Source organism: Bradyrhizobium sp. WSM4874 (assembly GCF_055811835.1).
Window position 1 is genome coordinate 185,266 of sequence record NZ_JBVVPR010000011.1, and the last position, 23,397, is coordinate 208,662.

General features: G+C 64.4%; 17 protein-coding genes. 10 read left to right on the plus strand and 7 right to left on the minus strand.

Annotated features, from left to right (window positions below; translation table 11 throughout):
* The first annotated feature begins 61 nt into the window (after positions 1 to 61).
* Positions 62 to 2,329, plus strand: coding sequence for a cation:proton antiporter domain-containing protein (locus tag AC0L3P_RS14605; RefSeq protein WP_473302302.1), 2,268 nt, complete (start codon positions 62 to 64; stop codon positions 2,327 to 2,329).
* On the opposite strand, the gene AC0L3P_RS14610 is transcribed toward AC0L3P_RS14605, so the two are convergent.
* Positions 2,326 to 5,484, minus strand: coding sequence for an efflux RND transporter permease subunit (locus AC0L3P_RS14610; RefSeq protein WP_473302303.1), 3,159 nt, complete (start codon positions 5,482 to 5,484; stop codon positions 2,326 to 2,328). The two genes, AC0L3P_RS14605 and AC0L3P_RS14610, sit on opposite strands and share 4 nt — an antisense overlap.
* A 15-nt stretch (positions 5,485 to 5,499) precedes the next feature.
* The gene (locus AC0L3P_RS14615) at positions 5,500 to 6,693 is read right to left on the minus strand and encodes an efflux RND transporter periplasmic adaptor subunit (RefSeq protein WP_473302304.1); all 1,194 of its coding nucleotides are present in this window, start codon (positions 6,691 to 6,693) and stop codon (positions 5,500 to 5,502) included.
* A gap of 254 nt (positions 6,694 to 6,947) precedes the next feature.
* Here AC0L3P_RS14615 and AC0L3P_RS14620 point away from each other — a divergent pair, with 254 nt between their 5' ends.
* Positions 6,948 to 7,766: an ABC transporter substrate-binding protein gene (locus AC0L3P_RS14620; protein ID WP_473302305.1), complete on the plus strand. Its 819-nt coding sequence runs from the start codon at positions 6,948 to 6,950 to the stop codon at positions 7,764 to 7,766.
* Positions 7,767 to 7,895: 129 nt separating this feature from the next.
* Here AC0L3P_RS14620 and AC0L3P_RS14625 read toward each other — a convergent pair whose 3' ends face one another.
* From AC0L3P_RS14625 to AC0L3P_RS14640, 4 genes are all read right to left on the minus strand, one after another.
* Positions 7,896 to 8,969 (minus strand): hypothetical protein, encoded by a 1,074-nt coding sequence (locus tag AC0L3P_RS14625; protein WP_275169236.1) that lies wholly within the window; start codon positions 8,967 to 8,969, stop codon positions 7,896 to 7,898.
* Positions 8,970 to 9,010: 41 nt separating this feature from the next.
* On the minus strand, positions 9,011 to 9,460 hold the full coding sequence (locus AC0L3P_RS14630) for a cupin domain-containing protein (protein ID WP_007595617.1): 450 nt from the start codon (positions 9,458 to 9,460) through the stop codon (positions 9,011 to 9,013).
* A 76-nt stretch (positions 9,461 to 9,536) separates the two neighbouring features.
* Entirely contained in the window at positions 9,537 to 11,378 is a 1,842-nt protein-coding gene (locus AC0L3P_RS14635) for an ATP-binding protein (RefSeq protein ID WP_473302306.1), read from the minus strand.
* A gap of 141 nt (positions 11,379 to 11,519) precedes the next feature.
* Complete coding sequence (locus AC0L3P_RS14640) at positions 11,520 to 12,152, minus strand: cupin domain-containing protein (RefSeq protein ID WP_007595614.1); 633 nt, start codon at positions 12,150 to 12,152, stop codon at positions 11,520 to 11,522.
* A gap of 218 nt (positions 12,153 to 12,370) precedes the next feature.
* Between AC0L3P_RS14640 and AC0L3P_RS14645 the strand changes: the two genes are divergently transcribed.
* From AC0L3P_RS14645 to AC0L3P_RS14675, 7 genes are all read left to right on the plus strand, one after another.
* Positions 12,371 to 14,062: a peptide ABC transporter substrate-binding protein gene (locus tag AC0L3P_RS14645; protein ID WP_275169231.1), complete on the plus strand. Its 1,692-nt coding sequence runs from the start codon at positions 12,371 to 12,373 to the stop codon at positions 14,060 to 14,062.
* Between the two features lie 27 nt (positions 14,063 to 14,089).
* Positions 14,090 to 15,040, plus strand: coding sequence for an ABC transporter permease (locus AC0L3P_RS14650; RefSeq protein ID WP_275169229.1), 951 nt, complete (start codon positions 14,090 to 14,092; stop codon positions 15,038 to 15,040).
* Positions 15,041 to 15,043: 3 nt separating this feature from the next.
* Entirely contained in the window at positions 15,044 to 15,919 is an 876-nt protein-coding gene (locus AC0L3P_RS14655; RefSeq protein ID WP_275169228.1) for an ABC transporter permease, read from the plus strand.
* A gap of 58 nt (positions 15,920 to 15,977) precedes the next feature.
* Positions 15,978 to 17,306, plus strand: coding sequence for an NAD(P)/FAD-dependent oxidoreductase (locus AC0L3P_RS14660; protein ID WP_275169226.1), 1,329 nt, complete (start codon positions 15,978 to 15,980; stop codon positions 17,304 to 17,306).
* A gap of 12 nt (positions 17,307 to 17,318) precedes the next feature.
* Positions 17,319 to 18,245, plus strand: coding sequence for a 2-hydroxyacid dehydrogenase (locus AC0L3P_RS14665; RefSeq protein WP_275169224.1), 927 nt, complete (start codon positions 17,319 to 17,321; stop codon positions 18,243 to 18,245).
* 9 nt (positions 18,246 to 18,254) lie between these two features.
* Positions 18,255 to 20,123: an ABC transporter ATP-binding protein gene (locus AC0L3P_RS14670; protein WP_473302307.1), complete on the plus strand. Its 1,869-nt coding sequence runs from the start codon at positions 18,255 to 18,257 to the stop codon at positions 20,121 to 20,123.
* A gap of 288 nt (positions 20,124 to 20,411) precedes the next feature.
* Positions 20,412 to 21,338, plus strand: coding sequence for an AraC family transcriptional regulator (locus tag AC0L3P_RS14675; protein WP_275169221.1), 927 nt, complete (start codon positions 20,412 to 20,414; stop codon positions 21,336 to 21,338).
* Between the two features lie 2 nt (positions 21,339 to 21,340).
* Here AC0L3P_RS14675 and AC0L3P_RS14680 read toward each other — a convergent pair whose 3' ends face one another.
* Positions 21,341 to 22,267, minus strand: coding sequence for a catalase family peroxidase (locus AC0L3P_RS14680; protein ID WP_473302308.1), 927 nt, complete (start codon positions 22,265 to 22,267; stop codon positions 21,341 to 21,343).
* 570 nt (positions 22,268 to 22,837) lie between these two features.
* Between AC0L3P_RS14680 and AC0L3P_RS14685 the strand changes: the two genes are divergently transcribed.
* Positions 22,838 to 23,353 carry a hypothetical protein gene (locus AC0L3P_RS14685; RefSeq protein ID WP_007595598.1) on the plus strand — a complete coding sequence of 172 codons (516 nt, stop codon included), beginning with the start codon at positions 22,838 to 22,840 and terminating at the stop codon, positions 23,351 to 23,353.
* The last annotated feature ends 44 nt before the right edge of the window (positions 23,354 to 23,397 follow it).

A 23,397-nucleotide genomic window follows, 5' to 3' on the forward strand; every position in this document is an offset into this window, starting at 1 on the left:
CGGGTTCTATCCCCGTCATCCCGGCACCTCGCCGGGGCAGATGAAGGGGTGCAATTCCTGCATGCAGTGGAGCCTGCTCCGACCGGTCGGCCTTGTCCCCGCGGCGCTTGTCCTCACCACCGTTGCGGCCAGCGCCGAGGGCGGCAAATCGGCCGGTCCGTCGGAATTCCTGCTGGTGGCGCAGATCGTGCTGTTGATCGCGGTCGGCCGCGGTCTCGGCGAGATCATGCAGCGCCTCGGCCAGCCCTCGGTGATCGGCGAACTGCTCGCCGGCATCCTGCTCGGTCCCTCGCTGTTCGGTTGGGTCTGGCCTGACGCACAGCACGCAATCTTCCCCAAGACGCCCGAGCAGAAAGCGATGATCGACGGTATCGCGCAGTTCGGCATCCTGCTGCTGTTGCTGCTGACCGGCATGGAGACCGACCTCAAGCTGGTCAGGAAGGTCGGCAAGGCCGCGATCGCAATCTCGATCGCCGGCATCCTCGTGCCCTTCGCTTGCGGCTTCGCGCTCGGCGAGTTCCTGCCCGACTCACTCTTGCCGAATTCGCAAGCCCGCCTGGTTGCGTCGCTGTTCATGGGCACGGCGCTGTCGATCTCCTCGGTGAAGATCGTCGCGGTGGTTGTGCGCGAGATGAACTTCATGCGCCGCAATGTCGGTCAGATCATCGTCGCCACCGCCGTCATCGACGACACCATCGGCTGGATCATCATCGCGGTCATCTTCAGCCTGGCCTCGCACGGCACGCTCGATATCGCCTCGGTGGCGAAAGCCGTGCTGGGCACACTGGCCTTCCTCGCCATCAGCTTCACCATCGGCCGCCGCCTCGCATTCCAGTTGATCCGCTGGGCCAACGACAATCTCGTCAGCACCGCGCCGGTCATCACGGTGATCTTGCTGATGATGTGCGCCATGGCGCTGATCACGCATCTGATCGGCGTCCACACCGTGCTCGGCGCCTTTGTCGCCGGCATTCTGGTTGGAGAGTCCCCGATCCTGACGCGGCAGATCGACGAGCGCCTGCGCGGGTTGATCTCCAGCTTCTTCATGCCGGTGTTCTTCGGTCTGGCCGGCTTGAGCGCCGACCTCACCGTGCTCCGCGATCCCAACCTGCTGATGCTCACCGGCCTGCTGGTCGTGATCGCCAGCGTCGGCAAGTTCGGCGGCGCTTTCATCGGCGGAACCGTGGGCGGGCTGAACAGGCGGGAGTCGCTGGCGCTCGCAAGCGGGATGAACGCGCGCGGCTCGACCGAGGTCATCATCGCCACCATCGGTCTTTCCATCGGCGTGCTCAGTCAGAACCTGTTCACGATGATCGTGACCATGGCGATCGTGACCACGATGGCAATGCCGCCGATGCTGCGCGCGGCGCTGGCGAAGCTGCCGATGAGCGAGGAGGAGAGGGAGCGCCTGGAGCGCGAAGAGTTCGAGAAGCGCGGCTTCGTCGCCAATCTCGAACGTCCCTTGCTGGCAGTGGACGAAAGCGTCAATGCCAGCTTCGCCGCCCACATCGCCGGCCTGATCGCCGGCATGCGTGGCCTGCCAATCACGGTGCTGCACATCGGCAAGCGCGCCAAGGAGCAGGAGAAGGGCCGCGACGAGGAAGAAAGCCCCGAAGCGGTGGTGAAGAAGGCGGCTGAAGCGGTATCAGCGAGCGGTGACCAGAATGTCCGCAGCGTCGATGTCACGACGCGGGTCCGCAAATCCGGGCTCGGTGAGACGATAGGAGACGAAGCGAAGAAGGGCTTCGATCTCCTTGTCGTCGGTATCGACAAGGTCGCGGCTACCAAGGATCGATTCGACCGCAAGATCGAGGACATTGGAGCGGAGTTCGAAGGGCCGCTCGCGATCGTCGCGGCCAAGGGCAAGCACCTGAAGCAGCCGATGCCCGAGGCGCTCAACATCCTCGTTCCGGTCTCCGGCAGCGGCGTCTCCAAGCGCGGCGCCGAGGTCGCGGTCGCACTGGCGCAGGCGGGATCAGGCTCGCTCCGGGTGATCTACGTCGCGACGACACGCGACAAGGGCGCGCAACGCGGCACCTCTCGTGGTCTGAGCCAGGAGGCAGGTATCCTGAAGGACGCCAGCGATCTCGCCGCCCGCTACGAAGTCGACATCACCACGACCTTGCGCGCGAACCGGACACCTGAAGCGGCAATCCTGCGCGAGATCGAGACCACCGACGTCGACCTCGTGGTGATGGGCGTCGACCGCATCCAGGCCGATCACCTCTCCTTTGGCGGCGTCGCCGACGCCGTGCTCAGGCAGGCAAAGGTCTCGGTGCTGCTGGTCTCAAGCGGCGAGGCGCGGCCGAATTCCACGGAGAAAGCCTAGGACTTCACCTCGGCCACTGCCACCGCCTTGGGCGTCTTCTTCGACGCACGCCAATTCTCGAAGCGCTGCACCACCACGAAGAACGCCGGCACGAACAGCACCGCGAGGCAGGTCGAGGCCAACATGCCCGAGAACACCGTGATGCCGATCGACTTGCGCGCGCTGGCGCCGGCGCCGGTCGCGATCACCAGCGGCACCACGCCGAGGATGAAGGCGAACGACGTCATCAAGATCGGGCGGAAGCGAGCGCGCGCAGCTTCGATGGCCGATTCCAGCACCGGCTTGCCGTCGCGGCCGTGCAGCTCGAGCCCGACCTCGACGATCAGGATGGCGTTCTTGGCCGACAGCGCGATCAAGAGGATCAGGCCGATCTGGCAATAGAGGTTGTTGTCGATCTTCAGGCCGTTGAGGATCAGCATGGGGCCGAGCAACGACAGCGGCACTGCCAGGATCACCGAGATCGGTGCGTACCAGCTCTCGTACTGGCCGGCGAGCACGAGATAGACCAGCAGCATGGCGAGCCCGAACACCCAGTAGATCTGGTTCGAGACGGCCTTCTCCTGATAGGACATAGCAGTCCATTCGTAGCCGGTGCCCGGCGGCAGCGTCTTCTCGGCGATCTCCTCCATCAGCTTCAGCGACTGGCCCGAGGAGTAGCCCTGCGCCGGCAGGCCGATGACCGTCGAGGACGGATAGAGATTGTAGAGGCTGATCAGCGACGGGCCGGTGGCGGGCGTGATGGTGGCGACAGTGCCGATCGGGATCATGTCGCCGTTCGAGTTGCGCACCATCATGTTGGCGATGTCGCGCTCGGTGACGCGGAAGGCGGGATCGGCTTGGGTGTAGACCTGGAACACGCGGCCGAACTTGTTGAACTGGTTGACATAGGACGAGCCGAGATAGGTCGACAGCGCTGCGAACACCTGGTCCGTCGTAACGTGCAGCGTCTGGATCTTGATGCGGTCGATCTCGACGTTGAATTGTGGCACCGAGGAGCGGAACGAGGACTGCACGCGCTGCAGCGCGCTCTGGCTCTGGCCGTTGCTGACCATCGCGCCGGTGATGGCCTGGAGCTTGGCGAAATCGCTGTTGCCGTCGCGCAGCTCGACCTGCATCGAGAAGCCGGCCGCGTTGCCGATGCCCTGGATCGGCGGCGGCGGCAGCACCAAAGTGCGTGCCTCCATGATCACAGCGAGCTTGTCGTTCAGCCCGTAGACCAGCGAGCGCAGATCCTCGCCCGGTCCTTTGCGCGCGTCCCAGTCCTTCAGGATGATGTAGGCGACACCGGCATTGGCAAGGCTGGCGCTGTTGTCGAGCGCGGAGATGCCGGCGATGGTGATGACCTGCTGAACTCCGGGCGTGTCCTTGATCAACTCGCTCGCTCTGTCGAGCACCTTCTGTGTCCGCTCCAGCGCGGCGCCGTCAGGCAGTTGCACGGCGGCGATCAGATAGCCCTGGTCCTCGATCGGCAGGAAGCCGGTCGGCACCCGGGACATGCCGTAGCCGCCGATCCCGATCAGCACCAGCGCGAATGCGACCGAGATCGTGGCATGCCGGCACAGGAAGCCGATCAGCCTCGTGTAGCCACGCTCGACGCGATCATAGACCGCGTTGAAACCCCGGTAGAAGAAATTGCGCTGCTCGGGCGGCACGGTCGGCCGCAGCCAGAGCGCACATTGCGTCGGCTTCAGCGTCGCCGCGTTGATGGCGGACAGAAGCGCGGTCGCCGCGATCACCAGCGCGAATTGCGAATAGATCCGGCCGGTTAGCCCGGCGAGGAACGAGGCCGGCAGGAACACCGAGATCAGCACGAGCGTGATGCCGACGATCGGCGCGAACAGCTGGTCCATCGCCTTGATCGCGGCGTCGTGGCCATTCATGCCCTGCTCGATGTTGTGAGCAGCACCCTCCACCACGACGATGGCGTCGTCGACGACGATGCCGATCGCGAGCACGATCGCGAACAGCGTCGACATGTTGATGGTGAAGCCGAGCGCGGCCATCGCGGCGAAAGCGCCGATGATGGTGACGGGAACGGTCGTCGCGGGCACCAGCATCGCGCGCCAGTCCTGCAGGAACACCAGGATGACGACCAGCACCAGCAGGCCGGCCTCGATCAGGGTCATGTAGACCTCGTGCACCGAGGCCTGCACGAATTTGGTGGTGTCGAACGGCGTGTCGTATTTCATCCCTTGCGGGAAGGCCTTTGCAAGCTCCGCCATCTTCTTTTCGACAGCTTGCTCGACCTGGAGTGCATTGGCGCCGGGCGACTGGAACACGCCGATGCCGGTGGCCGGCTGCTTGTTCAGCGAGAAGATTTGGCTGTAGGTCTGCGCGCCGAGCTCGACCCAGCCGACGTCGCGCACCCGCGTCACGTCGCCGCTGGTGCCCGATTTGACGATGATGTTCTCGAATTCGGTGGTGTCGTCGAGCCTGCCATTGACGTTGAGGGTATACTGAAACGCCTGTCCCGACGGTGTCGGCGGTGCGCCGACCTGGCCGGCGGAGACCTGCTGGCTCTGCTGCTGGATCGCCTGAATGACATCCTGCGGCACCAGGCCACGAACCTGCAGCTTGTTCGGATCGAGCCACACCCGCATCGAATATTGGCCGGCGCCGAACACGGTGACGTTGCCGACGCCGGGCAGGCGCGAGAGTTCGTCGCGGAGGTTGATGGTGGCGTAGTTGCTCAGATAAAGACTGTCGAACGTCTTGTCGGGCGAGGTCAGCGTCACGAACAGCAGGATCGACGTCGACCGCTTCTGCACGGTGACGCCCTGGTTCTGAACCGACTGGGGCAGTTGCGACAGCGCGCTGGAGACGCGGTTCTGCACCAGCACCTGCGCGAAGTTGAGGTCGGTGCCGATCTTGAAGGTCACGGTCAGCGTATAGGTGCCGTCGGAGCCGCTGTAAGACTGCATGTAGAGCATGTCCTCGACGCCGTTGACCTGCTGTTCGATCGGCAGTGCCACGGTGTCGATCACGGTCTTGGCGCTGGCGCCGGGATAGCGCGTCGTGACCTGCACCGTCGGCGGCACCACATCGGGATATTGCGCGATCGCGAGGTTGAACAGCGCGACGCCGCCGATCAGGATCATCAGCAGCGCGATGACGTTCGAGAGGACCGGCCGCTCGATGAAGAACTTTGAGATCATGGCTGGCGCTCCTACTTACTTGGCAGACGCCTGCGGCTGCTCGATCTTCGTCACCTGCGGGTCGATCTTCTGGCCCGGAATCACCCGCAGCAGCCCTGCGATCACCACGCGGTCATCCGGCTTCAAGCCGCTTTCGATCACGCGCAAGCCGTTGTCCACGGGACCGATCTGCACCTTGCGCTGCTCGACAACGTTGTCGCCGTTGACGACGAGGAGATAGCGGCCGCCCTGATCGCTGCCGAGCGCGGTGTCGGGCACGAGCAGGGCGTCCTTCTCCTGGGTGAAGGGCACGCGAACGCGGACGAAATAGCCGGGCAGCAGCACCCGCTTGTCGTTGGGCACGAGACCGCGCACCGCGAGCGTGCCGGTCGACTGGGTGAGGGTCGGGGCGACATAGTCGAGCTTGCCCTCATGCGGATAGCCGGCCTCGGTCTGCAAACCGACTTGAATCGGAAATTGCTTCATGTCGGCGGCGGTGAGCCCCCGGCGGGCGGCCTCGGCACGGATGCGCAGCACGTCCTGCTCGTTGACGGTAAAGTTCACATAGATCGGGTCCATCGCGACGATGGACGCGAGTTGAGTCGGGGAGGAGACCCCGACGAGTTCGCCGATCGAGACCATATGCGCGCTGACGACGCCGTCGAATGGTGCGCTCACCTTGGTGTAGCCGTAGTTGACTTCGGCGAGGCGGGTATTGGCCTGGGCCTGCTGGAGGTTGGCTTGTGCGTTGTCGCGGTTCGAGGTCGAGTTGTCCAAGGTCGCTTGCGAGGCCGCTTGCCGCTGCACAAGATCGCTCTGCCGCTTGTAATCGGCTTCCGCCTGCCGGAGCGAGGCCTGCGCGCCGGCCTCGGCCGCCTGCGCCTGGTCGAGCTTGAGCTTGTAGGTCTCGGGCTCGATCGTGAACAGCTGGGTGCCTTGCTTGACGAACGCGCCGTCCTGGTAGTCGATCGATTGCAGGAATCCCTGCACGCGCGCGACGAGATCGACATTCTTGACCGGCGCGGTGTTGCCGGTGGCCTCGACATAGCGGGTCACCGGGCGCTGCACCGGCGCGGCGACGTCCACCTTCGGCGGCGGCGGGGCAATGAAAGTGTTCTTGTCCTCGCAGCCGGTGAGCGCGGCCACGGCGATCGCGGCGGCCAGTGCCCGCCCGACAAGTCTCCACGCTCCGTTGCGCCGTGCGGGAGATGCGGGATTCGCGCAGGTCATTCGGTGGCCCCCGGTTGCTATCTGTCGGGGCGGGAGGCTACCAACAAATGCCCGGACGTGGAACACCATAGCCATGGCAGTCGTCGGCCTTGTGCTACAGCCTGCGCTGTGGCCTTTGGCAGTTTTGTCATCCCAAACCGCTTTTCATCGCGCGCACGATCGACCAGAATAGGTCAGGGGCCGAGCGACGACGCGCGAAGCGTTCGGAACGAACAAGAGAAGAATAAAAGAAGAAAAGGTCGGGAGATCATGACATGCCCACGTCTCTCCAGTCGGTGCTTGAGTCGGTCCTTGCCGGCCTCGTTCTCGCAGCGGCGGTTGCCATGCCCGCGCTAGCCGATGGTCTGAAGGACGAGATCGCGCCGACCGGCAAGCTGCGGGTCGCGATCGCGATCAGCCCGGCGGGCGGCGCGTTCTGGTCCACCAAGACCGAAGACGGCTATGCCGGCGTTCCGGTCGATCTCGGCAAGGAGATGGCTGCCCAGCTCGGCGTGCCCGTCGAATATGTCGTGCACCAGAATTCCGGCCAGATCACCGATGCGGCGTCCAAGGGGGCTCTTGAAAAAGGTGCTTGGGACGTCACCTGGCTGCCCGAGGATCCCGAGCGCGAGACCAGGATGATGTTCGGCCCGATCTACGAGGTCGCGGACGCCACCTACATCGTCAAGCCCGGCTCGAGCGTCACCAATTTCGTCACGCTCGACCAGCCCGGCATCAAGGTCGCGGCCGTCAACGCCACCACCACCATGCGCGGCGCGGTCGCGCATTTGAAGAACGCGAAGGTCACGGGCTATCAGACCTACGACGAAATCTTCGGCCTCCTGAAGAGCGGCGAGATCGACGCCTTCGCGCTGTCGCGCGACCAACTCAACAAGATGGCGCAAAGGATTCCGGGCACGCGAGTGCTCGACGAAACCTTCAAGAAGACCGTCACCGCAGTCGCTGTGCCGCTCGGTCATCCCCAAGCGCTCACCTTCGTCGCCAAGTTCATGAACGGGGCGGTGACGAATGGCACCTTACGCAAAGCCTATGATAACAACGGCCTGAAGGACACGCCGATCCGCACCGAATAGGACGGGCCAGTGCGATCGGATACGAACAGCTGGGACGCTGCCGAATGTGCTCGGCCTGCATGGTTCGAGACGCCCGCTTTGGCGGGCTCCTGACCATGAGGGTTTGATGTCCCGCCGCAAACCCCGACCTCAGCGCGGCTTGATCTCCGCGTATTTCGCCATCGCCTTCTCGAACTTCCGGTTGAACAGCCACATCGCCGCGAGGATCTCCCGGAAGCTTGCCGAGGTTCGCGCCCGGTCGGCCTGTCCAAAAGCAAAAATGCTGTTGTTGCGCAGGTGCTTCATGATGGTCGGACTGGACACCCTGTAGTTCAGGAGATCGCCGGACTTGAGCGCCGACCGCGTCGGCGTGGGAACGATCTGGATCAGCTCGAACAGCTTCATCTGGTCGATCGGGTCGGGCAGCGTCTTCACGATTCCCGGGATATCCCGGAAAACATCCGCATGCGCGTTCATCAGGCCGTCGCGCACGTTGGTCCAGTGATTGAAGCGATGATCGGTGCCGCGGGCCCGCGCCTCCTCCTTGTCATCGCGCGCGCTCAAGTCGGGATCGGTGGCCGCGATCTCGGCCTTGATGGCCTCCCATTTCCTGCGCCCGTTGCGGTCCTCGGACGGGCCGGTCTGGAAGCTGCCCATATAGGTGTTCGAGCGCCCGTTGCGGACGTTCTGCTTGCCGTTGGTCTCGGCGAAGAACAGCCCGAGGCTGATGCGGCCCGCGGCTTCGGCGTGGTCAGGCGCAAGCCCCTTGGCGCGCGCGATCGCGACCGCGAGATCGACGACGTCCCTGAACGGCGTCGCCGAGTTCTGCGCGCCGGCCGGCGGCGCTTCCATGATCTCGAACAGCTTTGAGTATTCGTCCACCAGCGGCTCGATATCGGCATCGAAATAGGCCGGAGGTATCTCGAACTTGTTGGGCCTGCCGATCCGCGACGGCATGGCGTCGGTGAGATCCTTGTAGGCACTGATCACGGCGACGCGTGCCAGATAGAGCGCCTGGCCCGGCAGGCCCGGCAGCGGCTGCTTCGCCTCGATCTGGCGCCGCCGCTCGGCCAGGATCGCCTTGAAGTCGTCGAGCGCACGCTCGTAGGAGGCAAGCGCTTCCGCTTGCCTGGCCGTGAGCGTTTGCGCCCGGCTCGGGACGAACGTCGTAAGGAGCAGCCCAAGCGCCGCGATGATTGCGAGGAGTTGACGTCGTGCAGGCATGGCCGGTTCCCCCAACGATTCGTCGCTCGGGGGATCGTAGCCTAGTCGTTGGCTTCGGGCGGCAGGAAGTCGACCTCGTGCAGCGCCGAGATGCGCACGACCTCGGCCGGGTCGGTCAGGTCATGGAGCTGATTGAACAGCGCCTCCAGCTTCTGCATCGGCGAGACCCAGAACAGCGCGCGGGCGGGCTTGTCGGATTTGTTGAAATAGCCGTGCGGGATACCGCGCGGCAGGCGGACGAGGTCGCCGGCATGGGCCTTCACCCATTTGCCGTCGAGCTTGAGGTCGAGTGTGCCTTCCTGCACCAGGATGAATTCGTCCTGGGTCGGATGGATGTGCACCGGCACGAACTGGCCGGGATCGCTGTTGGTCTCGAACGCGAAGGTGGACTCGGTGACCGCCTTCGGGAAGTAGACCTGGCCGAGGATGTTCCAGGTCTTGCCGCCATACCCCGTACCGTTCGCGGTGATGCCTTTTTCGAGTGCAGTCATGGCTCGCCTCCAATGGGATTGTAACTGATACGAGTGTTGCGCAGCAGCCATGCGCTGTCCATGCGCAAGACTCGCACTAATGCCTGTCGCGTTCAGCCGCCTGCCTGCGCAGAAAGCCTTCGAGATCAGCCTGCACGGAATAGGGCGTCGGGATCGGATCGCCCGCGTCGTCGACAGCGGTGTCGAGAGAGCGGCGCAGCATGCGCGCGAGCTCGGCCTTGCGGTAGGGCTTGGTCAGAAGCCGCGCGCCCTTGGTGGCGCGTCCCTGCGCATGCGGGGCGTCGTAGGCATAGCCCGACGTGAATAGCACCCGCAGCGAGGGGCGCGCTGCCACCATTTCGTCGGCGAGCTCGCGTCCATTCAAGTTGCCGGCCATCACGATGTCGGTGAAAAGCAGGTCGAAGGGCGTGCCTTCGGCCGCGATGGCCAGTGCCTCGGCCGCATTGCCGGCCGGGATGACCTTGTAGCCGAGGCTTTCGAGCTGGACCGTGACGTACTGGCGGACGTCGCGGTCGTCCTCGACACAAAGGATCGTTTCCGTCCCGCCCACGACCTTGCGCTCGTCGTAGCCGGTGGGGCGAAGCGTGCTCGCCTCCGCCTTCGGCAGGTAGATCGTGAAAATCGTGCCGCGTCCTTCTTCGGACGAGACCTTGATGCCGCCGCCGGACTGCTTGACGAAACCGAACACCATGCTGAGGCCGAGCCCGGTGCCCTTGCCGACGTCCTTGGTCGAGAAGAAGGGATCGAAGATCCGTTCCAGGATGGCTGGCGGAATGCCGGTGCCGGTGTCGGCGATCTCGATCTCGACATAGTCGCCGGCATAGCCGGCCCCGATCGCCACGGCCTCGCGGACGCCGAACACGACGTTGCGCGTCGTCAGCGTCAGTCTGCCGCCACCCAGCATCGCGTCGCGGGCGTTGATCGCGAGGTTGAGAAGCGCGGAGCTCAATTGGCCGCGATCGACGAGGGCGAGCCAGACGTTGCCGTCGAGCCGGGTCACGATCTCGATCTTCTTGTCGAAGGTTGCCAGCAGCAGCTTTGCGAGCTCTTCCAGCAGTTCATTGATGTCGCTCTCGGCCGGCTTGAGCGCCTGCTTGCGGGCAAAGGACAACAGGCTCGACGTCAGCGCGGCGCCGCGGTCGGCGGCGTCGCTGATCAGCTTGGTAATGGTCGCGAGCGGCGGATTGTCCTTCACGGCGTCGGCGAGGATCTCGATCGTGCCCGTGATCACGGTGAGCATGTTGTTGAATTCGTGGGCGATGCCGCCGGTGAGCTGGCCGACCGCCTCCATCTTCTGGGCCTGGATCAGCTGCTCCTCCGCGGCGCGCTTCCGGGTGACGTCCTTGACGAAATTGTTGATGAGGGTGCGACCCCCGATGTGGAGCGCCGTGCTGGACGCCTCGATCAGGATCTCGTCGCCGTTCCGGTGCAGCAGGGTCGCTTCGAACCGGATGCCGATCGGCGTATCCGACAGTTCCGGCAGCAGCCGCATCATGCGTTGCCTGAAGCCGTCGCGCAGTGGCTCGGCAATGAGGAGGTTGACGACGTCGGTGCCGAACGCCTCCTTGCGCGTCCATCCCGTCAAGGCCTCGGCCTGAAGGCTCCATTCCAGCACGATGCCGTTCTGGTCGGTCTGAACGAAGGCGTCGAGCGCGGTCTTGATGACGGCTTGCGTCATCTGTGCGCTGGCCCGCGCTTGCTCGGTCAGCAACGCGGCGGCGCGTTTTTCCTGCGCCGTTTCGATCGCGCGCGTGCACAGACGAGCGAGCAGGACGGCAATGGCGCCGCTTGCGAGCAGGGCGACGATCTGGGCAATGCCGAACCCGATTCCGGTCGCGGCATAGGAGACGAGGAGAGCCGCCGCGGTCACGATGACCTGCGCGGCCATCGCGAGTGTCAGAAGCCCCCTGAGTTTCATGATCTCACACCAACGCGTCAGTCGCGGACCCCTCGTGTCCGCCCTATCAATGTCCGGCTCCACGTGAGCTACAGATGTCAGCTACAGATTCCGCGCGGCGGCGTCGAGGGGCAATTTGCGGTGGTGTCGGGTGGTGGTGCTTCAACCTGCCGGCGAATCGGTCTGGCGCAGCGTCGTCACCCAGATCACGCGCGCGGTCTGCTGGGTCGGGTTGTCGAACATGTGCGGCACGATGCTCGGAAAGCGAAAGCTGTCGCCGGCCTCGAGCAGATGGGCCTGGTTGTCGAGCCACAGCCGCAGGCTGCCCGAGAGGATATAGCCCGCCTTCTCGCCGGTGTGCTGCAGGAAGTCGGTGCCGGACGATGCGCCGGGATTGAGCGTGAGCTCGTAGAGTTCGAGCTGGCCTTTGTCTGCCGGCGTCAGCGCTTCCTTGACCACGCCGCTGGCGGTGAGCCGCAGCAGACGCCGGCTGTTCTTGCGCACGATATAGCGCTGCACGTCGGCGGGATCGGTGGTCTCGAAGAAATAGGAGATGGGAACGTCGAGCGCGATGCTGAGCAGGCGCAACGTGCGAATCGACGGCATGGCGCGCGCGCGTTCGAGTTGGCTGATCATGCCGTTGGAGAGGCCGGTCTTGTTGGCGACGTCCTGGATCGACAGGCCCGCACGCTGGCGCAGCAGCCGCACGGTTTCGCCGAGGCGCTGGTCGACGGCATCGTCGGCCTCGATCGCCGGGGCATCCTTCGGATCGTTGATCTCGCCGCGACCATCCATGTCGCTCTCCCATGCATCATCTCAGCCCGGAGGACGACGGTCCGGAGCTTCAGTCGAAGTGAAAAGGTCGCGCATCCTAGCAATGCGATTGACAGCTGTATTTAGTCGTGATGAACTTTTGATAGAAAAATTTAGAAGCACTAAAGCCCACTCCTGTCCCTTGCCGGGGATCTCGGGGGCGCGGGAGACGGTGCCGCGTGCGACAACGGAGAGTGGTCATGGCGGACGACACCGGGAAGTTCGGCGTTGGGGCACTGCAACTCGGCATTCCGAATCGCCGTCAGATCTTTCAGCTCGGTGCGGGCGCCGCGGCGGGATGGACGCTTTCGGGCAACGCATTTGCGCAGACCGAACGCCCGACCCAACCGCCGGACAAGCCGCGCGGGCAGGTGATCGCGGCGCTGTCACAGGAGCCGACGGTCTTTCATCCCCTGATGCCGGGCATCGAAGTCGATCAGGGCATCTGGTGGCAGGTGTTCTCGCCGCTCTGGTTCATCGATCCCGACGGCAAGTTCGTTCCCGACCTCGCCCGCGAAGTCCCGACCATCGAGAATGGCGGCCTGTCGGCCGACGGCCTGACTTGGAAGATCAAGCTCCGCAGCGACGTGAAATGGCACGACGGCACGGCGTTCACGGCCGACGACGTCAAGTTCTCGCTCGAGCTGATCAACAATCCCGATTTCCGCGCGCGCAGCCGCGTCGGCCATAGCCTCGTGAAGGACATCAAGGTCGTCGCGCCCGACGAGATTCACTGGCGCATGGAAGCGCCCTATTCGCCCTATATGTCGATCCTGGGATCGCTGACCTTCATCGTACCCAAGCACATCCTGGAGAAGGTGACCGATCCGAACGCCTCGCCGTTCCACAACGCGCCTGTCGGCACCGGGCCGTTTCGCTGGGGCGAGCGCGTGCCCGGGGACCACATTCAGTTGAATGCTCACACCGGCTATCACGGCAAGGGACCTTACGTTGAGCGCGTGGTGTTCAAATATATTCCGGACCTGACCGTCCTCTACACTCAGTTCCGCACCGGGCAGGTCGATTACACCGGCCTGCAAGGCATTTTGCCGAACTTCGTGCAGGAGGCGAAGACGCTGAAGGGGCGCAAGATCTTCGTCTCCTCGACGTCGTCGGTGGAGCACATCGCGCCCAATCTGGAGTTCGGCGCGTTGGCGGACCGCACCGTGCGCGAGGCGCTTTATCTTGCGATCAACAAGCAGGCGATCATCGACGCGCTGAACTACGGCTTGCCGACGCAGACCGAAAGCTTCGTGCCGCAACAGGCCTGGTCGTTCCAGCAGGGACTGCCGCAGCACAAATACGATCCGGCCAAGGCCAACACGCTGCTCGATGCGGCCGGTTGGGTCCGCGGCGCTGGCGGGGTGCGCGAGAAAGGCGGCGTCAAGCTCGAGTTCGCCAATTCCACAACGTCGGGCAATGCGGTGCGGGAGCAAACCCAGCAACTGCTGATCCAGGACTGGCGCGCGATCGGTGCCGCGATGCGCGTGAACAACATGCCGGCGGCCGTGATCTGGGGCGATTTCTGGCAGCAGTCGAAATTCAATTCGGTGATCGTGGGGGTGAATTTCATGCTGGGCAGCGACCCCGACGTGACGCCTCGCTTCGGCTCCGGCGCCATTCCTGCCAAGGGTGGCCGCGGCTACAACACCTATCAGTATCGCAACCCCGAGGCGGATCGGCTTCTCGCAGAAGGTGCCAAGCAATTCGATCTGACGCAGCGCAAGTCGACCTATGGCAATCTGCAAAAGCTGATCCGCGACGACCTCGCGATCCTGCCGCTGTTCCAGGGCTTCATCGCCGAGGGCGTGAAGGAAGGGCTGCAGGGTTTCCGTCCCAACATCAACATGTCGATCAACTGCTGGAACATCCGCGAATGGTACTGGGCTTGATGGTTCAGGTGCGCGAGATCGCCTGAGATGGCCCGTTACGTCGCCAATCGCCTGGCGCAGGCGATCATGTTGCTGGTGATCGTGTCCGCGATCGGCTTCGCCATCCTGCATCTGGCGCCCGGCGGTCCGCTCTCGCAATTCGCGGCGTCCGCGCAGATGACGCAGGAGGACCTCGATCGCGTTACCCGGCAGCTCGGGCTCGATCGGCCGCTGCCGATCCAGTATCTCGACTGGTTCGGCCGGATGCTGAGGGGCGATTGGGGCCGCTCGTATCGCGACGGCGAGGCGGTGCTGTCGGTGATCTCTTCTCATCTCGGCGCCACGCTGGAGCTAATGGCGACCGCGACCATCATCGCCGTCCTGCTCGGCTGCTGGATCGGTGTGCTCGGTGCGCTGCGCCGCTATTCGCTGTTCGATACGCTCGCAACCGTCGGCGCCATGATCGCGCTGTCGATCCCGACCTTCTGGTTCGGACTCGTCACCATCTACGTGTTCTCGGTGAAGCTCGGCTGGCTGCCGGCCGGCAACCGGCAGACCGTCGGCGATGGCTCCTTCCTCGACTTGCTGCATCATCTGATCGCGCCGGCCCTGGTGCTGGCGCTGGTCGAGACCGCGATGTGGGGCCGCTTCATGCGCTCCTCCATGCTCGAGGTGATCAACCAGGACTACATCCGCACCGCGCGCGCCAAGGGCATGCCGGAATGGCGGATCCTTACGGTTCACGCCTTGCGGAACGCGCTGCTGCCGATGATCACGGTGGCCGGCCTTCAGTTTCCGACGCTGCTCGGGGGCGCGCTGGTCGCCGAGACCGTGTTCACCTGGCCGGGCATGGGCCGGCTGTTCCTCGATTCCATCGGCTACCGCGACTATCCCGTGGTGATGGGCATCCTGATGTTCTCGGCGATCATGGTGCTGATTGGGTCGCTGCTCGCCGACATCCTCTATGCCGTCGTCGATCCCAGGATCCGGGTGGGCTAGGCGATGACGAGCGCAGCCCTCACGACCGTTCAGCTCGCGCCGGGCCAGGCCGCCTGGCGGCGCTTCCGCCGGCACCGGCTCGCGCTCGCGGGCGCCGTGATCATTCTGCTGCTCATCCTCGGTTCGGCATTCGGCCCGTACCTCCTGCCGTTCGACGATACCTATATCGACATCATGAAGCGCTTCGCGCCGCCGTTTTCCGGCGCGCACATCCTCGGTACCGACGAACTCGGCCGCGATGTGCTGGCCCGGTTGATGATGGGCGCGCGTGTCTCGCTGTCGATCGGCTTCGTCGCGATGGTGATCGCGATGGCGGTGGGCATCGCCGTCGGCGCCTTCGCCGGCTTCTATGGCGGCGCAGTCGGTGCGGTGCTGATGCGGCTCGTCGATGCCATGCTCTGCTTTCCGACCATCTTCCTGCTGCTTGCGCTCGCGGCGCTCATCGAGCCCGGCTTCGTCACCACCACCGTGCTGATCGCGGCAACCGCCTGGATGTGGGTGGCCCGCGTCGTCGAGGCCCAGGTGCGCTCGCTGCGGGAACGCGAGTTTGCGGTTGCTGCACTCGCGTTCGGCTCGTCGAACCTGCGGATCATGTTCCGCGAGCTCGTGCCCAACGCGGTCGCGCCGATCGTGGTGGCTGCGACGCTGAACGTCGCCAAGGCGATCCTGCTGGAGTCCTATCTGAGCTATCTCGGTTACGGCATCCAGCCGCCGGCCGCGAGCCTGGGCAACATGCTCAACAACGCGCAGATCTATCTCACCAGCGCGCCTTGGCTCGCGATCGCGCCGGGCGTCGCCATCACGCTGGCGGTCACGAGCTTCAACTTCCTCGGCGACGGCCTGCGCGATGCGCTCGATCCGCGAATGAACATCCCATGATCTGCAAACTAGCGACGAGCCGAGCTGTCTCGATCGAACTGAATGCCAGGAGTCTCCCATGTCCCCGCCGCTCACCCGTATAAACAGCGACGAACGCCTGCCGGCGCAGGTGGATGTCGTCGTGATCGGCGGCGGCGTCATCGGCGTCTCCGCGGCCTATCACCTCGCGAAGAAGGGCCTCTCCGTCGCCCTGGTCGAGAAGGGCCATGTCGGCGGCGAGCAGTCGAGCCGCAATTGGGGCTGGTGCCGCCAGCAGGGTCGCGCGCGTGAGGAGATCCCGCTGGCGCGCGAGGCGCTGCGGTTATGGGAGGATATGCAGAACGATGCCGGCGTCGATGCCGGCTTCCGCCGTACCGGCGTGCTGTTCCTGACCAAGAGCAAGGACGAACTCGCCAGCTGGGAGCGATGGGCCGCAACGGCGCGCGAGATGCAGGTCCACTCGACCGTTCTGACGCCGGCGGAAGTCGCCGAGCGCGTGCCCGGCAATTCCGAAACATGGGTCGGCGGATTGCACACGCCCAGCGACGGGCGCGCCGAGCCCTCGATGGCCGTGCCGGCGCTTGCGACCGCCGCGCGAAAACACGGCGTCACCATTCATCAGGGCTGCGCCGCGCGTGGGTTAGAGACGCAAGGCGGACGGGTGAGCGCCGTCGTCACCGAGAAGGGCACCATTCGCACGCAATCGGTGCTGCTGTCCGGCGGCGCCTGGTCGTCGCTGTTCTGCCGCCGCCATGGCATCGAGCTGCCGATCGGCCTCGTCAACGCCACCGCGTGCCGGACCACGCCGGGGCCGGAGATCACCTCCGGCGCGCTCGGCACCGACTTCTATTGCATCCGCCGCCGCCTCGACGGCGGCTTTACGCTGGCGCTGCGCAACCGCGGCACGGTTGAACTGTCGCCCGATCTGTTTCGCTACGCGCGGACCTTCTGGCCAACCTATCTGCATCGCAAGAACGGCTTGAAACTGTCGTTCGGCAAATCCTTCTTCGACCAGCTCATGCGCGGCACGAGCTGGAGCTTGGACAAGCTGTCGCCGTTCGAGACCGAGCGCGTGCGCGATCCCGCGCCTGACATGTCTCTGGTCAATGCCGCGCTGGCTTCGTTGATCAAGTCGAACCCGGAGCTGAAAGAGATCGAGATCGCGGAAGCCTGGGGCGGGACGATCGACTGCACGCCGGACACCATCCCCGTCATCTCGCCGGTCGACGCCATGCCCGGCTTCTTCCTCGCCACCGGCTTCTCCGGCCACGGCTTTGGCATCGGTCCTGCGGCTGGCAAGCTCGCCGCCGACATCGTAACGGGCGCGACGCCGCTCGTCGATCCCGCGGCCTACAGCCACAAGCGCCTGATCGACGGCCGCCGGCTCGCGCCGGTCAGCCCCTTCTGAGGGTTTTGCGGCATGACGGTCCTCTACAAGGCCAACATGGTTCGGGGCGCTGAGTGGGCGGGCTTCTTCGCCGAGCGCGCGCCCGATGTTCCGTTTCGGCTCTGGCCCGACATCGGCGATCCCGCTGACGTCCGCTATCTCGTGGCGTGGGTGCCGCCGGACGACATCGCGACGACTTTCCCCAATCTCGAGCTGGTCTTCTCGGTCGGTGCGGGGGTCGACCAGTTCGACGCGTCAAAAGTTCCGCCACACATTCCGCTGGTGCGCATGCTGGAGCCCGGCATCGCCGAGACCATGGTCGAATACGTCACCATGGCGGTGCTCGCTCTGCATCGCGATCTCCTGCACTTCATCAACCAGCAGAAGGAACAGGTCTGGCGCGAGATCCGGATCACGCCGGCGAGGCGGCGGCGCGTCGGCGTGATGGGCCTTGGCCAGCTCGGCCAGGCCGTGCTGGAACGCCTCACGGCGTTCGGCTTTCCGCTTGTCGGCTGGAACCGCTCGCCGCGCGAGCTCGACGGCGTCACCTGTTATGCGGGCATGGAGTCGTTGCCGGATTTCCTTGCGCAGACCGACATTCTCGTCTGCCTGCTGCCTTTGACCGACGAGACCCGCGGCATCCTGAATGCAGACTTGTTCGCGCGCCTGCCGCGCGGCGCGTCGCTCGTCAACGTCGGGCGTGGCCCGCATCTGGTCGAAGCCGACTTTCTCGCGTCGCTCGACAGCGGCGCATTGTCAGGCGCCGTCCTCGACGTCGCCGAACCGGAGCCGCTGCCCGCAGGCCATCCGTTCTGGGGCCACCCGCGCATCCTGGTCACGCCGCACAATGCCAGCATGACCACGCCGGACACGGCGGTCGATTTCGTGCTGGACGTGATCGCGCGTCACCGCCGCGGTGAAGAATTGCCGGGGCGTGTCGACCGTACTCGTGGCTATTAGGACACTGGCATGAGCATGGGCGCAAGCGGAGCTGATCAAGTCGCTATCAACGCGCAGTCGCCGGTGCTGTCGGTTTCCGGCCTGACGACGTCCTTCCTGCGCGAGCGGCAATGGATTCCCGTGGTCGGCGATGTATCGTTCGATATTGCCTCGCGGGAAACCGTGGCGATCGTCGGCGAATCCGGTTCGGGCAAGAGCGTCACCGCGCTCTCGATCATGCGGCTCATCCCGAAGGAGACCGGCCGCGTCGAAGGCAGTGTCCGGCTTGCCGGTCGCGACCTGCTGACGCTGCCCGAAGCGAGCATGAAGGATGTTCGCGGCAACGACATCGCCATGATCTTCCAGGAGCCGATGACGAGCCTCAATCCGGTGCTCACCATCGGCTTCCAGATTGCGGAAGCGCTGATTCAGCACCGCGGCCTGTCGCGCGCGGCGGCGGAGGCCGAGACCATCCGCCTGCTCGACCGCGTGCGGATACCTGCGGCGAAGTCGCGCTTCCACGAGCATCCGCATCGCTTTTCCGGCGGCATGCGCCAGCGTGTGATGATCGCGATGGCGCTGGCCTGCAAGCCGAGGCTGCTGATCGCCGACGAGCCGACCACCGCGCTCGACGTCACAATCCAGGCCCAGATCCTGGAGCTGTTGAAGGAGCTTCAGCAGGAAGAGGAGATGTCGATCCTCTTCATCACTCACGACATGGGCGTGGTTGCCGAGATCGCGGACCGCACCGTGGTGATGTATGGCGGGCAGGCGGTAGAAACCGACCATACCTCGCGCATCTTCGCAGCCCCTTCGCATCCCTACACAAGGGCACTGCTCGCCGCCGTGCCACGCCTCGGCTCGATGGACGGGCGGACGCGGCCGATGCGCTTTCCGATCGTCGATAAGCTGACGGGAACCTCGGACGAGCCGGCGGAGACGCCCGATACGGTCTCGATTGCCGAGCGACCGCTGCTCGAAGTCTCCAACCTCACGACGCGCTTTCCGATCCGCTCGGGCCTGTTCGGCAAGGTCTCGGGCCGCGTTCATGCGGTCGAGAACATCTCCTTCACCTTGCGCGCTGGCGAGACGCTGGCGCTGGTCGGCGAATCCGGCTGCGGCAAGTCGACGACGGGCCGCTCCATTCTCAAGCTGACGGAGCCGGACAGCGGCACCGTCCTGATCGACGGGCAGGATGTGCTGGCCATGAATGCCCGCACCTTGCGCCACTTCCGCAAGCAGATGCAGATCGTGTTTCAGGATCCGTTCGCGAGCCTCAATCCGCGCATGTCGGTGGGAACGGCGATTGCGGCCCCATTGCTCGCCAACGGGCTCGCCACGGCGTCGCAGGCGCGGGAGAAGGTCGCCGACCTGCTCGTTCGCGTTGGTCTCACCGCCGACATGGCCGCGCGCTTTCCGCACGAATTCTCCGGTGGCCAGCGCCAGCGCATCTGCATTGCCCGCGCGCTCGCGCTCGGACCGAAGCTGATCGTCGCGGACGAAGCGGTCTCGGCGCTCGACGTTTCGGTCAAGGCGCAGGTCGTCAATCTGATGCTGGACCTTCAGGCCAGTATGGGACTTGCCTATCTCTTCATTTCGCACGATATCGCGGTGGTCGAGCGCATGAGCCATCGCGTCGCGGTGATGTATCTCGGTGAGATCGTCGAGACCGGTCCACGCGCGGCCCTGTTCGGAAATCCGCAGCATCCCTATACGAAGAAGCTGATGGCGGCCGTGCCGGTGCCGGATCCAGCGCGCCGCGGCACCAGGCGCGAGGTCACGAACGACGAGATCAGAAGCCCGGTGCGCGCGCCCGACTACCAGCCGCCCGTTCGGCAATATCGCGAGGTGTCGCCGGGCCACGTCGTGCAGGTCTGGGGCGAGGAATGGTCCGCCTGACGAAGGCCATGAGCGCATGGCTCTCTGTCTACGCATCATTTCCAAAATGCACGATGGAGTCGCGCGGCGATCTGCCGGGGAGGTCAACGATGGTGTCCTTCGCGGCGCCGGGCCTGTGACATCACGCTGAAATCACAATGAAATCATCGCGGCGCGATCCAGTGCGACAGCCTGCCGCGCCAGCCTCGTGTTGTGCGCTGCGGCTGGACCGTCGGCCGGCGATCTCCGATAATGTGCGGATCTCGGGAAGGCCGGCGAAGACGTGCCTTTACGGATGGATTTACTGAAATGACACAAGCAGGCGTCTACGGGCAGAGGCTCGGGCAGGGCCTTCGCTCGGAGCAAGCACCGGTCCTGATCACGCGTTCGCTGCACAGCTCCGAACTCGCGGTCACCGAAGTCCGCAACGACGATCCGACACCGGATATTTCCGGCTCGCTGACTGCGGAAGATGCCTATCTCGTCAGCCTGAAACTCCGCGACTATCCGGATTGCGAATGCTGGGAGGAGGGCCGCTGTGTCACCAAGGCGGATGTTCGCGCAGGTGCGACCTATCTGTACGACCTCAAGCGCGACCCGCGCTATGTGATCGACAAGCCGTTTCACTCGCTCTTCTTCTATTTGCCGCGCTCGGCGCTCAACGGCGTTGCCAGGCAACCGGGCGGGCCGCGCGTTGGCGAGCTGAGCTACGAGCCAGGTGTCGGTCATGACGACGAGGTCGTTCGACATGTCGGTGCCTCGTTGCGGCAAGGACTGTGTAGGCCCGACGAGACCAACCAGCTTTTCGTCGATCACATGATGCTTGCGCTCACCGCCCATGTGGCCCAGACCTATGGTGGGCTGAAGCCAGCCGCAGAACCGAGCCGCGGCGGTCTCGCGCCATGGCAGGTGAAGCGTGCGTGTGACCGGCTCGATTCCGATCTCTCGGGCAAGATCGCGCTGCAGCTGATCGCGACCGAGCTTGGCCTGTCGGTCAGCCACTTCTCACGCGCATTCCGGATCTCCACCGGCCTGCCGCCGCATCAATGGCTGCTCCAGCAGCGCGTGAAGGCGGCCAAGCAACTAATGTCGGTCCGCGACCTGCCGTTGTCCGAGATTGCCATCTCGGCCGGATTCGCCAATCAGAGCCATTTCACGCGGGTGTTCTCGTCCATCGTCGGCGTCAGTCCGGGCGCATGGCGCCGCGACACGGATGGCGGACGGGACAAGACTTGAACTTACCGGCGTTTCGCCAGTGAGATCGTGTAGGCCGTGCGGCGCGCGGCAAAGATCTCGTCCGGCGGATGGCCGATGCCGTCGGCAAGATTGACCGGATTGAAGATGGAGCCGTCGCAGGCCTCGTTGGCCTCGAGGCTGGTGATGACGATTGTCCCTAGCCGCACCTGCTCACGGTTGTCCTCGTCCGGCCATCGCAGGGTCACGTCCATGGTGGGATCGCCGGGACGGTCGAGCAAGGCCATCACGTTGAAGCGGATATCGCCGGCTGCGATCCTCCGCGCGAGATCGTCATGCAGGAAATCGGCCGACTTCCCCCTGGCTTCGTCCTCGCTCAAGGTGACGTCACCGCCCACAGGCGCGACCTTGAACTTGATGAAGCGGGTCTCGCCCTTCGCGTTCGTCGCGGGAAAGGCGTGCACGCCCCAATAGGTCGTGCCGGCAAAGCTGCCGGGCAGCCGGCGTGCCGCGACGTAATTCGCCTGGTTCAGTGTTTCAGGATTGGCCGCGGAAAAGGCTCGGACCTTCTCGATGTCAGGCTTGCCGTCCGCGCCTGGGATGCGCGCCTCGAGGAAGGCGAGCATCTGGTCGAGCGTCCGTGCAAAATGCACCGGAGCGGTTTCCGTCAGGATGTCCGAACGATGGGCATCGTCGCCAAGGCTAAAGCTGAAGCCGCGCAGGACGAGATTGTTGGTGTCGGTCACCCCGGGATTGCCGCCGCCAACGGAGAAGCGCGCCAGCACGCGCGACGGTCTTGTGAAGCTCAGCGATCGCGTGATCTCTGCCGCGTGGTCGGACGGCGCATAGGTCCCGCGCACACATCGACCCTTGGCGAAGATCGCGCGCACCTTCGGCGGATTGCCTGCGACCGCCTTCAATGCATCGACGATCGCGGCGGGTGTTGCAGCGAGGGTGGGAAGTTCGGACATGGCTTGGCCTCCGGCGCGAGCGGCATGGCCAGGTTTTAGGTCTGGTGCAGCGCCGACGTCTTTCCCAAAGCCGCGCTGCCTTGTCCGACCCTGCTGATTGCTTGCTCGCGCTTCGGGAATTCACGTGCGCAAAACATGGTATGAGTGGATAGATCTGATGTCGGCGAGACGCGGGACAACTTGTTTACTGATGGCTCTTTCAGCTCCCGCGCTCCCGGGTCTCGCGACGATGCAGACTTGTCCTCCGGAAATTGTGATCGGATAGAGCGACGGCGAACCGCGTTATGTGAACCGTCTCATATTTCATCACTCTCTTTTCGAGCTATCACTCCCGCAAGAAATTGCCGCACCCGGACTTAACTGACAGACACGGGTGAGATGCAAGGCCTGCGTAGCCGCGTGCTCGCAGCTTTGGATTGGCTCTCGTCTAGCTCACGAGCAAGCCAGCCCCATCACTCAGCACAGATTTTTCAGAAATTGGAATCCAGGCAATCGCAAAACGCGTCCACGAGGCTGCCTCTATTCGGGGTCGGCCGGTAGGCCGCTACTTACCTAAGAAGGAGACCCCCAATGAAAATTAGTGATGCAATTTCCAGCGCATTTTCCCTAACGAGGGGCTCCGGCAATCTTCGGATCGCTCGTTCCGGTCTGATCAGGTCGGCCCATCTTCTTGAAAGAATTGGGCTCGCAGCCGTTGGGGCCTCTTGCGGCCTCTATGTGGGTGCGGCCCTGTTGCGTGAGAAAGGCGGACTGTTTGAAAGCGGCTGGATCGTGCTGATAACGATGCTCTACGGAGCTCTTAGCTATTACGTTGGAATTGATTTGTCTCGCAGTGTCGCGCGGAAGTCGATTTCGAGCACCTCGGAAGAGTGGAATGGTTCCGAGCCGGCTGAGATCATGAGCGCGGCCGGAACGTTCGGCGCCGCGATTGCCGCAACTCTGTCCGTCAGCATCCTTGTCCTTGATCATAACCCAGCCAATGGCCTGATAGCCTTTGTTGCCGGCTGTTGGGTGGTTGGTTCTTCGCTCCAAGTCGCGGCGGGCACGATGGCTCGCAACTACGAAGCGCGCATGGACAAGCAATGAAGGAATTGTGCTCACCCAAGAACGTCTGCTTGGCGTCATGACGA